We start from the raw sequence: 12,478 nt of genomic DNA, 5'->3' as shown, positions 1-12,478 counted from the left end.
ATTAAATAGCGCACTACTTAAATATTAAAAAAATGAACACCCGCTTTTTAACTTGCCCGGGGCTTAGGCAACATGCTGAACCAAATGATTACGCAAGCTATTCAGGCGCTCGCGTAATTCACCAAGCTCTTGCAGCGAACACCCCATCGCACATAGCATATCATCCATAATGCCTGCCGCTTGCTGGCGCAACTGCCACCCTTGTTCGGTCAGGCAAATAATCACCTGGCGCTCATCCTGGCTGGAGCGTATCCGTTGCACCAGCGCAGCGATTTCCAACCGCTTTAATAAAGGCGTTAAGGTGGCAGAATCTAAAAACAGCTGCTCGCCAATATCACTCACCGTACGCTGATCGCCCTCCCACAATACCAGCATGACCAGATACTGTGAATAAGTGAGATCCAGCTTTTTTAACAGCGGCCGGTAAACCTTGTTAATCGCCAGTGATAGCGAATATACCGAAAAGCATAACTGCTCTTGCAATACCGGTGTTTTATTTTTCACGACCTCATTCATACTCTCGATTATAAATAGCACGCTATTTAATAGCAACATATTTAAGACTTATTTGTAAAAATAATTGATCATATAATGAACAATAAAATTGGCTTTTTTATGCATTCTGATCTGGCTCATCTCAATCTCCTATGGGGTTAGGTGACCATCATAAGCGCGATATTTTGTGAAATAAAGTTGAATGTTTTGATCACACCCATCAATAAAACTGATCACCAAATAAAAAGCCTCACCATAAAGTGAGGCTTGTGCATCAACAACACGACCTAACCGAGATTATCCAGCTTGAAAGGATCTTGTGCCTGCGGGTCGATGTCTAGCGGATTAATCGCGTATGACAGCTCATCGCCAATATCAATGTCGATCTCGTTTTGCCCTTCCCAGCGCTCCAGCCAGATAGAAAAATCTTTTTCCGGCATCGGCTTACCAATAAAGTAGCCCTGACCTTCATTGCACCCCAAACGGGCCAATTGGTTCAGCACGACCTCATTCTCGATGCCCTCAGCCACCACAATCAGGCCCATATTGTGCGCCAGGTCTATGGTCGATTTCACAATACTGGCGTCACTGCTATTTTTGTCCATAAACATGACAAATGATCGGTCAATTTTGAGCTCTTGTACCGGCAATTGACGCAAATAGGCCAGCGATGAGTAGCCCGTACCGAAATCATCAATCGACAGATGCAGCCCCATGGCAGCCAGTTTTTTCACCACCACTTCGGCACGTTCAGGGTCCTGCATCAAACTGCCTTCGGTAATTTCCAGCTTCAGCGCTTTGGCATCCAGGCCATGTGATGACAGTAAATGGCCAATCTGCTCTGGCAACTCCATATTGTTGAGGTCGCGCGTAGATAAGTTAACCGCCAGCGTAATGTGTAAGCCTTGCTTTTTAAAACCGGCCAATACCTGGCAGGCGCGCAGCAGCATCCAGTTTGTGATGTCACTGATGACGCCAGTTTGCTCGGCAAACGGGATAAACTGGTCTGGGAAAATCATGCCTTTTTCAGGATGTACCCAACGGATCAGGGCTTCGCCACCCAATGCGCGACGCGTCGTCACATCAATCTTGGGCTGGATATATAGCAATAACTGGTCGTGCTGGATGGCCTCTTTTAAATCCGAAATCAGGGTCAAGGTTTCTGACTGGTCAATTTCCAGCGCCGTGTTATAGACAATCCACGGCGATTTTTTGGCCCTAGATTCCTGCAAGGCGGTTTCAGCATGATTGAGCAACGACTCCTCATCCAGCCCGTGATCCGGGTACAAGGCAATGCCAATGCCGGTGCGCACATCAATCGCCTGCCCCTGCACACTCACGGGCCGCTCAAACACCTGCTGAATTTTGTCGGCATAGCGCGTGGCTTTGGCCTGGTCTGTGTGCTGCAATAGCACGGCAAATTCATCCGCATCCAGGCGCGCCACCATATCCTGCTCGCCCAGCACATTTTGCTTTAATACCTGACCCACGTGGCGCAACAAGTCATCACCAAAATCACGCCCCAAGGTTTGATTAATCGGTTTGAAGCGGTGGATATTAATCAGGATGACACTCATTTTTTGCTGGCTGTCAGCATGTGTCATGATGGCTTGGTGCACGCCCTGATTAAACGCCAGGCGGTTAGAAAGACCAGTCAATTCATCGTTAAATGCCAGCCGCTGGATACGCAATGAGCGTTGCAACACCGCCTCGCGCATGCTGTTAAGCGCCTTGGCCAAATGGCCGACTTCATCGGTGCTATCAACCTGGATTTCTTTTTCGTAGTCGCCAATGGCAATATTATCGGCGTCTTTGACCAATGCCGCGATCGGCTCTGTGGTTTTGCGCGACACATACCAAATGAGCACTGCAAAAATCAGCACGCCAATAAAGGTTAAAACAATCATCACCTTGAACAGTGTGTTCAAATCCTGTGTGAATGGCTCAACCGAGCCTTGCAACACTACCAATAAGGCATCGTCTTTGGTTTCGTGCAGCGAACGGATTTTTAAATGATAGGCCTGGCCATTGAGGTCAACCCGGTGCAATGACAGCTTTTGGCGATAAATATCAGCCACTGTTTTTACCAGCAAATTAGAGAGCTGGCTGGTTGAGGTGCCGCTCACCAGCTGCCAGTCGCGTTGACGCGTTTTTTGCACGAAAGTGACATCGAGGTGTGTCAACTGCTTGATCTGGCTAGCTAGCCGACCATCGACTGCAAACCCCATCACAATCCAGCCTATGGTCTCAGGTGCTTTCACCGGCACCGTAATCAACTGGTACGGCTTGCCTTCAACAATATCAAACTTGAGTGTGCCACTTTGGTTCTCCAGCAGCGCCTGTCTGGCATCTTCTTTGGCATTTGACCCAAACAGCGTTTGTTCATTATCCGTGGTGCCTATCACCAAATCGTCATTGTTGCTGATGTAGTAAGCAATTTGGGCATGAATACGCCCCTGATAGCTTTCCAATGCTGACTCTATCGTGCCGGCATCATTAGTGGCTATCGCCTCCCTAAACGCAAAATCGGCCGCCAGCACCTGTGTTGCCTGCTTCAAGCTTTGAGTATTGTGCTGCAGCAAGCTCACAAACACGCGCTCACCCACATTGATCTGCTCTTCAGCCAGCGCATTGGCGTGTTTCACCAACGCATATTTAAGCGGAATCAGCCCGGCCAATTGAATAGCAACCACCACCGTCAGAAAGGTGAAGGCGATACGTGAGCGTATATGTTTAAACTTGATCATGCAGGGAAATTTTACGGGAGGGCGATTTTAATCTCGGTCGCACCCTCTATTTTCAGTTTTTGTTCTGCAGCGGGCTTGGTTTGCCCCGGCAGCCACGCTTGATAGCTATATTGACCATCGTTTAATTTGAGCACCGCTTTGCCATTGTCATCAGTTTTGGCAAAAAAAGGCGTATCTACAATATAGATGTACCCTACCATAGAATCATGAATGTTGCACCCCAGCGTCACAACACCAGCCTGGTCAAACAATACCGGGTCAGTCGGGACACCAGAATACAGCTTTAACTCAAATTTTTTGGCGGGCGAGAACGAATAGACATGATGCCTGACCGTATCCTCATTGGGAAAGTTGATTCTGGTGCCGGTTTGCACAATCGTCACCCTGGGATTAAACATCTTGTTTTTCTGTACAATTTTGCCACCTGCACCAGCAGGCAACACAGTGGTCTTGCCATCATAAAGAGCGACCACAGCCTCCGCCACCGGTTTACCTGCAGCATCGGTGACCATGATTTTGACTTCGGCGGCGTCACTCCAGCGACTCAGACACACTACTGCAAGCATGATAAGAAAACGCTTCATATTCACTCCTAATTAGCCACTACATCACGCTTCATGGGCGCGAGGATGCGCAGCAATTCATTTTTTTCTTTGGTGCCCACCCCATTGATATCCATGCGCTCACGCATCACTTCCACCATGCGCTCAAATTCGGCAGTGGTGATATTGGCATCAGCATGCGATTTTTTCATGGTTTCGCCCTCATACACACAATCGCCGCCTGTTTTCACACACAAAAAATTTGTCAGGCTTTCTTTCAGCGTTTTCATTTTCACGCCTTCAAACGATCGATTGGTTTCTGGGTCTTTACTCACAATATCCAGCGTCTGGTTAGAAATTCTGGTGAGCATAGGCAGGCCACCGATACGTTGGTACAGGCTTGCCTCAGGCTTAGGCTGCGCCACGCACCCCGCAACAGTCACCACAGTAACTATCATCATCACAAAAAAACGCATTACATTCTCTCAATACTTTGGGCCAATACTCACATATTAACGCGCGCGCAGTCGGCGCCAAACGATAATAAACACTGGCTTATCAACGTTGTTTCGACAATTACATTTATTGCAATAATTACATAATGCGATAATCAAAATTAAAGAAGTCAGCCCCATGCACGCGCCTTATTCACTTTTAACACACTTCATGCAAGCCGCCGCACTCATCTGTGCAACATCACTCACCGCCCACGCCGGTGACCGCCTGTTAGCCACGGGTGGCGTGACCCAAATTGAAGGCGCAGCCGGTGGCGGATTAATGCCATGGGCGGTAATTAGCGGCTATGGCACCGACAAACAGATCGGCGGCTCAATGTTTTACACCCATGCCGAAACCAGAGGCGACTTTACACTCAACACCACCGGTGTTGCGCTGGGGCTTTTCAATCGTGTCGAGGTCAGTGGCAGTCAGGCACGTTTTGGCCTGGGTGATACCGTGCCCGGAGCACAGATTCGCCTGAATACGCTGGGGGTAAAAGTGCGTGTATTGGGTGACGCGGTTTACGAACAAGACAGCTGGCTGCCGCAAATATCGGTCGGCGCGCAGTATAAATATAACGAAAACTTTAATGCTGTGCCCAAGGCGCTTGGCGCCAAAGACCGCAGCGGTGTTGATTACTACATTGCCGCCAGTAAGCTGTTTTTAGGCGCCATCAATGGTTACAACCTGTTACTCAACGCCAATCTGCATGCAACCAAGGCCAACCAGTTTGGCCTGCTCGGCTTTGGCGGTGACAAGCACGACAGTTATCGTGTTTACCCGGCAGTGTCTGCCGCCGTCATGCTCTCGGACAACTGGCTTATTGGTAGTGAAATACGCTACAAGCCGGATAACCTGTCTGTTTACCAGGAAAATAGCGCGCAGGATATTTTTATGACCTGGTTCCCACATCGCAACGTTTCAATCACCGGTGCTTACATCGACTTGGGGCGCATTGCCAACAAGGACAACCAGACCGGCTGGTATTTGTCTGGCCAGATCAATTACTAAACTAACCGAAAATGTGCGGTGCAGAAAATAAAAACGGGCGCTAAAGCGCCCGTTTATGCCATTAAGAACAAATTATTTGTTCATAACGTACATAGTTACTTCAAAACCGAAACGCATTTCGGTAGCAGCTGGTTTAGTCCACATAGTCATTTCTCCTTGATCTTAAATTCGTTTTAGCGATTGCTATCAACGTGTGACCATATTAAAACTGCTAGGCGCCGTTGTCGTGATTAAACTACGCAACATGCATTCATGATTTTCATGAGTATGGCCTGATACAGCCTTTAAGCGAAACGGGATTTGATATAGCGCAATAGCTTGCGCATGCCTTTACGGCCAATGGTTTTTTTCAGTGACACTTTAAAATCATACAAATAAAACGGCCACAAAAATTGCCAGCCCAGGCGTCGCCCAGTCATGCCCAGGTACATTTGCAAAAACTGCTTGCGGCCCTCCCAATGCAGTTTATGCAAGGCACGCGTTAAGTCAGCCAGGCGCTGCTTGATCATGGTTGCAGTGGCTGTCGCCTGCAAACGCGCAGTGTCTATCAGCACAAAGCGCAATTCATCTGCGTGCTTTTGCACCAGAATATTACCACCAGAGAAATCACGGAAATAAATACCTGAGTTATGCATATGCAAACAGAAACGGGCAAAGGCGTGATACAAGGTGTCGGCAGCAATGCCTTCAAAATGGCTGTCACCGTTTTTAAACGCCAAAAAGGCTTTTGAAATGGCGAACTGGTGCGGCACAAAAGCACACATATAAAAATTGCGGCGCAATGTAGGATCATTGGCATGCTCAATGTAGGCAAGCGGCATTGCGGTGCTAACCCCGCGCCGTAACAACTCCATGGCGCCATTCCAGCTACGCTTGGCCTTGCTCGGCTTATACCTATCTAGCCAGGTTTTGTGCCAGTACATGCGCACCGGTTTTTTAACGGTGACCTGTTGCGCGGCATCGCGCGGATCCGGCAGTGACCAGATGGCATTTCTGGCATGACGCAAAGCATTCTCTTTAGCTGGCGGCAGTAAGGTTTCTGGATGCCAGGCCTGCCATAACTGTTGTGCTTGCTCGGCATTGGCGGCCAAGATCATGCCGCGCCAATCACCCTCTTCAATCGGGAAATACTGCTGACCGGCGATATGCGCGTGAATCACGGTGCCGCTTAATACGGGGCGTGGCGTGCGCAAGACAATCTGTTCAGCTTGTGGCCACACCAGGTATAACGGCGACTCGGTGAGCATTTGTTTACCCTGCGCTGGTTCACCATCGCGGTTAAATAGTTGCGCTTGCTGCAAACTATGCGGTGAATAAATCTGGTCCAATAAGGCAGATTGACCATTCACGGTCCAGGCAATATGCACAGTTTGCCCATGCTGTTGCAAATGGTGGATTTCCAGGCCGTTGCCGGTGCTGACTGGCGCAATATATTGCGCCCCATTGAGCCAATGGCTGACGGTTTTAAAGGCAGCAAAACTCGGGTTTTGCCGATAATTCGCACACTCGCCATCTGCTGATTTGTAATAAGCCACTCGCTCCAGTGCAGGATAATCAGCATCCATCAGGCCATCATCAATCAAGCCCTCGCGGTGGCAAATAAACGCACCCCAGTTGGCGTGCCTCAGGGCACCCGAGGCAGCCAGCAATGTGAAATAGCGCGTCACATAATCAGCCTGCTTCTGCGCACCATCCGGCAAACGGCGCTTGATGCGGAAAATAGCCCAAAACGCGACCGGCGACACCAGCGTTGGTACGCCCATATCATCACCGATTTTTTGTAGCAACTTGGCTTTTTTAATCAGGTTAAATTTGAGGCAACGCGTCCACTTATGCCTCAACATACGAAAATCTGCCAACTCAGGCTCGATCACCCGCTCCACAAACAGGTTATTACTATGCACATCGGGCAATCGACGGTCTTCGCCCAGCGTTTTCAGCAGGCTGATGTTATACAGGGGCTCAAAGTCCTGAATATTCGGGCCAACCACCACCACCTGATACTCTCTGGCCAGGTCATAGGCAATTTGCCAGGCAAGCATAAAGCCCGGCATGTCGTAACCAGCCCACTTTTTGCGATTAACCGTATTGCCAATTTCCAGCGCGGCAATGCCTGTCGCGTAGCCTTGCAGCAACTCACCGATAAACTGCTTCCAGCGTGCCTGCACCTCATGGCTGCGCATATTTTTGGCTGCCTCATAAGGCTGCACGGCATGTAAAGTGACTGAGAAACCAGCAGCCAATAATCGTCGTAAAAAACGTTCCTGAAACGGCCGTGCATCATCATCACTCATGTCCAGCCGCACCCGCTTAACGCCGATTGCCTGCAACTGCTCCAGCACATAGCTGTCTGTCGCCGGGTCTGCATTACTGGCAACGCACAGGCCGGTGAAGTCATCAGGAATGGTATGGTTAATCGCTGGTAAATGACTGTTTTTGAGCCAGAAGCGGCCAGAAGCGATGTATTTCAGGCCATCAATCATGACCTGGCGCGTGAGCATGGAGGGTTGTGTCTTCTTCAAAACGAGCTCTACTCTGGCAAGCGATAACGTTGTTCTTGATACAACAGCGCAGGCAACAGGCTATTCGCCAGTGCTCGCTCTGCGAAGGCGGTCCCGTCGGCAGGGGCGGCCGTATTTTGCAACTGCTTGCTGGCAAGATCGTAGCGACCAAATGCTGGCGGCTTACCTTCACGCAACACCACAACTGCATTTTCTGCGGCCTCTGGCCCCAGCTGCTGCATCCAGCCAAAGTTATAGTTGTACTGCATTAAAGCGCGGCCACGGTAGTAAGCACTCACATTAGACAAGTCATGACCCGTCATCGGGTGCTGCGCCTCTATACCCATGAGTGACAACACCGTCACTGGCAAGTCAATCTGGCTGGCAATCACATCGACTGTTTTAGGCTGGACTGCACCGCCTAAAATCAGGGCCGGGATATGAAAATGCTCGATAGGCACCAGCGAATCACCGCGTACGCGGATATCGTGGTCGGCCACGATCAAGAATACGGTATCGTTCCAGTAAGGGCTGGCTTTGGCTTTTTTAAAGAACTCACCAATCGCGTAATCGGCATATTTCACGGCATTGTTGTCAGTCGCCTTGGGTTGCTCATAGAGCTTAATCCGGCCATCCGGGTAGTCAAACGGCGCATGGTTAGAAGAGCTGAAAGCCAGGGTAAAGAATGGTTTGCCACTGGCATGGTGCGCCATCAGTTGCTCATGGGTTTTATTCAGCAGGTCTTCATCCGAGGCACCCCAGCTGGCGACAAATACCGGATTTTGAAAGTCGGGCTGGTCCGTGATTTGCTGAAAACCATTGCCCATGAAAAAGCTGCGCATATTGTCAAAATGCGCTTCACCACCATAAATAAACTCGGTCAAATAACCTCGCTTAGATAGCAACGATGCCAATGTAAAAAAGTTCTTCTGGCTTAAATCCAGTTTGACAGTGCTGTCAGAGGGCGTCGGTTGAAAGCCAGTGACAACTGCCTCAATACCACGCACCGAGCGGGTGCCGGTCGCATACAAGTGTGTGAACCAGATACCATCTGCTTTGAGTTTTTCCAGATTTGGCGTCACCGGCTTGCCACCCAGTGACTCCACAAAACCTGCGCCCAAGCTCTCTTGCAGCAAAATCACCAGGTTCAATGGTTTGTCGCGTTTAACGCCAGGCACCAGTGTCGTCAGCGTTGGAATATCAGTGTCTTGTGCGCCGGTTAAGGCAAAGACTTGTTCGCGCGGCATCTTGCCATAAATCGCACTCGACTTTGCTTCGTGTTGCAAACTATAAGCCGCGTAAAAGACCGAATAAGTCGAGTTCAAAATGAGGCTGTTGACCATGCTGTCTTGCGTAATTGCAAACAGCGCCGGGTTGGCGGGGCGGTGCGTCAGCGTTGAACGAATACCAAGCACGGTCAATACCAACAGCAGTGGCCACACCAGCCACACGGCGGGTCCAGACCATTTTACCTGCGCTTTGCGCCATGGCTTGAGCAGTTTGCGCACCAGTGCAAAGGCAATCACCGTCATCACCAAGCCAAACAACAGCTCCAGCTTAAAGCCCTGCCACAGCATGCCAAATACCTCGTGCGGATATTTTAGATATTCGACAAAAATACGGTTAGGCCGCACATCATATTCGAGAATAAAGCCAGGCGTGGCGGCTTCGAGAAACACCAACAGCACCAATGACAGCAACACCCACCAGAACGTAAATCCACGCCATACTTTGAACAACTTAGGGAGCGCTAATATCGGCGATAACAAGACAGGAATCAGTGCCAGCAAGCCTAACTGAATTACATCAACACGCACACCTTGCAGTAAAATTTGGCACAGCTCACCCGTGGCCTGCACGCGCTCCCACTTCCAGGCCACCAGGCCTAAACGCGAGAGGGAAAGCAGCAGCAATCCGCTGATAAACATGACAATGAGCGGTGCATAAGGGCCAAACCAATGTCCAATGGCCCATAATTTTGAAGTGGAACGTGGCTTGCCGAAGTAACTTGATTGCATGGTTGCTTAATCAGATTGATTCAAGCGTGTGATTATAACGGGTTATTCGCGATTGTTAGCGCAAGGCCAAAGCTACTCAGGCAAAACAGACTTTTTGCGCAAGTCTAGATACACCACTGACAGCAAGCCTACCGGAATCACAAACCCCACCAGTAATGGCACTAAATCGACCAGCATATCGACAATACCCGTCTGGCTGGTGAACAAACTCCAGGCTTTTGCCAGTAACGGAATCACCGTAAACAACAAGGTGGGGATTAAGAACCAGATCGTACTGCTCGCGCCGCGTTTAGCCAGCCGTGCACAGAGATAAGACACCACGGCAACAATCACCGCCGCCCCAGCGCCCCACACGGCACCGGCCACGATGGTAATCCAGGTGCCAACCTGATAGAGCAATAAACAAATGATGGCAGTGAGAATGAGTTTTCGATTAAAGGCGATTTTCATGCGCTTACTCTTTGTGATTGATTGAACACATTAAACAATGTTTTATGTGATTTAAAAATAGCAGCATGAATCTATTTAAAGCACAACGTAACCGTTAGACATCCATAGAGGCTGCCATTGGCAACCCCAACTAACCATCATGGCTTTAATTCGTTGTTGCTGGCGGTGCCGCTTCAGGCACAGTCGGCTGCACAGGGTTGCCTTGCGTCGTGCCCGCTTTGTCATCCTTGTTTCTTAGCAGTTTGTTTCTATGCTTTTTTTCAGGCCGCTCGCCCAACCCTTTGTCTGTCCGTTTATTTTGTTCTTGCACCTGAGGGCTGTGCGCATTACCCAAATTGCTCTCATCGTGAGGCACGCCGTCCTGATGTACGCCCGTTGGGCCTTTGTCAGTCGATCGCTGTTGCCGTTGTACTTGCGGACTATCCGAAGTGCCCAAGGTGGCCGCATCGTCCCGGCTAGAAGCTGCATTAGCAGCCAGCGCTGTCATCGAAAATAATAAAGTAATTAATAGTTTATTCATTTTTCATCCTTAAATAAAAAGGTCAATACATGACGGTTGTTGGTCTTTTTATTTAAGAATGTTTTTTGAATGCTGCTTATCAGCGCTTCTCTTATTTTGCTGTAGGAAGTGACCGCCTGATCAACTGCCAAAGTAATTTAATCAAGACCCAACCGAACCCCACACCTCCAATTAAAAATAAGATGGCCGGTAGCGGGACGATTGAGGGCATTGCTGGCTTACGCACCAATCCTTGCTTCAAGTTCTCAGGTAACGGATTCGGCGTCACCGGGATAATTTGCCACTGGCTTCTATCCGCCGGGGCCTGTTGCAGGTATTGCGCAAAGCTATATACCGGCGCCAGGCCATACGCCCGGCTGGAAGGGATTTGCGGGATGCGCACAAAATAGATCGCTTCCAGCTGTGTGGTCATGGCTTGCATGGTGCCTGAAGTTAATGTTGACTGATCGCCAGTACGTGCAATATTGAGCAGGTCATTGCCTATTGCATCAAAGGCGACAGCTGGGAATAGCCGGGTCATTTCGGTATTGAGGTAATCATAAATAGCACGGCCTTTTTGCAAGCTGCGCTCAGTGGCGGCCACATACCAGTAAGCAGCGCTGGCTTTGAGCAGGCTTTCGACACCACGCACCGGCACTTGCCAACCCAGGTTGCGCAAAGCGTCTATGCTGATGCCTGCACAGTTTTCACGGGCGTGCTCATAGACAAAGTCATTGCGGTAAAAGTGCTGGAAAACGCGATTGTTGAGGGCCTGAATTTGCTGGGAATCTCTGGCTGGCTAAACACCGCTACCAGCATATACGAAGGACGATAAAAGGATTGCCCGCTATTGAGGTCGCCCATATATTTATCAAACGGCGTCACCCCGGCAATAATGCCTTTTTCACTGTTGCTGGCCAGGTTGTAATAATTATTCACCAGCCACGTATCATAAGCGCCATCAGCCCCCACCCGCCCGGTGGCCAATGCAAAATGCCCGCCATGCGCCTCATCGTCATCGCCTTGTGCGCCGTTGAGCAAAATGCCTAACGCCGCTTTGCCGGACGACTGTTGTGCTGCACCGGGCGACTTCTCCCATAACAAACGGCTTTGATGCGGACTGCGGGCGCCGCCATTGGCAAACTGCACCAGTGACTGCAGACTCTCACCTGCTTGCAAAGGCTGTGTGCTCGCCATTAAATCGAGCTTAAACCGCTGCGGCCAGACGGTGCGGGCCACCAGTGTTTGGCCATCCAATTCGCCGCGCACAGAAAGCGGGCCCTGGCTAATAAAGTGGCTGGTCTCGGCATTCCAGTAGGCGCGATTAGTGGCGATTTTAGGTACTAAATTAAACTGGAGGCGCTCACCCTCGGCCGTGGTCACCGCTGTTGCATCTGCATTCAGCGTGAGGCGTGACCAATGCTGGCTGGCACCCGTCCACACTAACGCTGGTAACGCCAGTGGATTTAATGCCAGCACATCGTCGGCGCCGCGTTTATTCGCGTGGTAACTTGAAACAGACAAGCCAGCCTGCGGCAGCGCAAAAGTGTCGTTACGAAAATACCATAACCCTTGTGGCAATGCCTGGCATTGCTGGCAACTACCATTCACGGTTTGAAATTGGTCTTGTGCATATAAACCCAGCCTATCGCTACCAGGTTCGCTACAGGCCAACGACGAGATCAGGCCTAACCCCACACCCACGATACGACGCATG

General features: G+C 50.0%; 12 protein-coding genes. 1 reads left to right on the top strand and 11 read right to left on the bottom strand.

The window, feature by feature from the left end:
* Positions 1-63: 63 nt before the first annotated feature.
* The 4 genes from METH5_RS0106385 to METH5_RS0106370 all read right to left on the bottom strand — a co-directional run bounded on the left by METH5_RS0106385 (position 64) and on the right by METH5_RS0106370 (position 4,260).
* A complete protein-coding gene (locus tag METH5_RS0106385; RefSeq protein ID WP_029147722.1) occupies positions 64-516 on the bottom strand; it encodes a MarR family winged helix-turn-helix transcriptional regulator in 453 nt (150 codons plus the stop codon).
* Between the two features lie 266 nt (positions 517-782).
* Complete coding sequence (locus tag METH5_RS0106380) at positions 783-3,242, bottom strand: EAL domain-containing protein (RefSeq protein ID WP_029147721.1); 2,460 nt, start codon at positions 3,240-3,242, stop codon at positions 783-785.
* Positions 3,243-3,253: 11 nt separating this feature from the next.
* Entirely contained in the window at positions 3,254-3,826 is a 573-nt protein-coding gene (locus tag METH5_RS0106375; RefSeq protein ID WP_029147720.1) for a methylamine utilization protein, read from the bottom strand.
* 8 nt (positions 3,827-3,834) lie between these two features.
* Positions 3,835-4,260 (bottom strand): group 1 truncated hemoglobin, encoded by a 426-nt coding sequence (locus tag METH5_RS0106370; protein ID WP_029147719.1) that lies wholly within the window; start codon positions 4,258-4,260, stop codon positions 3,835-3,837.
* A gap of 190 nt (positions 4,261-4,450) precedes the next feature.
* On the opposite strand from METH5_RS0106370, the gene METH5_RS0106365 reads away from it, so the two are divergent.
* Positions 4,451-5,293 (top strand): DUF3034 family protein, encoded by an 843-nt coding sequence (locus tag METH5_RS0106365; RefSeq protein ID WP_029147718.1) that lies wholly within the window; start codon positions 4,451-4,453, stop codon positions 5,291-5,293.
* Between the two features lie 72 nt (positions 5,294-5,365).
* Here METH5_RS0106365 and pqqA read toward each other — a convergent pair whose 3' ends face one another.
* From pqqA to METH5_RS15880, 7 genes are all read right to left on the bottom strand, one after another.
* On the bottom strand, positions 5,366-5,437 hold the full coding sequence (pqqA, locus tag METH5_RS15450; RefSeq protein ID WP_081624291.1) for a pyrroloquinoline quinone precursor peptide PqqA: 72 nt from the start codon (positions 5,435-5,437) through the stop codon (positions 5,366-5,368).
* A gap of 140 nt (positions 5,438-5,577) precedes the next feature.
* Positions 5,578-7,794, bottom strand: coding sequence for a lipopolysaccharide kinase InaA family protein (locus METH5_RS0106360; protein ID WP_029147717.1), 2,217 nt, complete (start codon positions 7,792-7,794; stop codon positions 5,578-5,580).
* Positions 7,795-7,823: 29 nt separating this feature from the next.
* The gene (locus tag METH5_RS0106355) at positions 7,824-9,812 is read right to left on the bottom strand and encodes an LTA synthase family protein (RefSeq protein ID WP_029147716.1); all 1,989 of its coding nucleotides are present in this window, start codon (positions 9,810-9,812) and stop codon (positions 7,824-7,826) included.
* Positions 9,813-9,884: 72 nt separating this feature from the next.
* Positions 9,885-10,262, bottom strand: coding sequence for a hypothetical protein (locus METH5_RS0106350; RefSeq protein ID WP_029147715.1), 378 nt, complete (start codon positions 10,260-10,262; stop codon positions 9,885-9,887).
* Between the two features lie 145 nt (positions 10,263-10,407).
* A complete protein-coding gene (locus METH5_RS0106345; protein WP_029147714.1) occupies positions 10,408-10,782 on the bottom strand; it encodes a hypothetical protein in 375 nt (124 codons plus the stop codon).
* Positions 10,783-10,873: 91 nt separating this feature from the next.
* Positions 10,874-11,440: a hypothetical protein gene (locus METH5_RS15885; protein WP_232410962.1), complete on the bottom strand. Its 567-nt coding sequence runs from the start codon at positions 11,438-11,440 to the stop codon at positions 10,874-10,876.
* A gap of 5 nt (positions 11,441-11,445) precedes the next feature.
* On the bottom strand, positions 11,446-12,477 hold the full coding sequence (locus METH5_RS15880) for a hypothetical protein (RefSeq protein ID WP_232410961.1): 1,032 nt from the start codon (positions 12,475-12,477) through the stop codon (positions 11,446-11,448).
* Position 12,478 lies beyond the last annotated feature (1 nt).

Origin of the sequence: Methylophilus sp. 5, assembly GCF_000515275.1 — a bacterium.
Classification (GTDB): Bacteria; Pseudomonadota; Gammaproteobacteria; order Burkholderiales; family Methylophilaceae; genus Methylophilus.
This window is presented reverse-complemented; position numbering and strand designations above follow the sequence as displayed.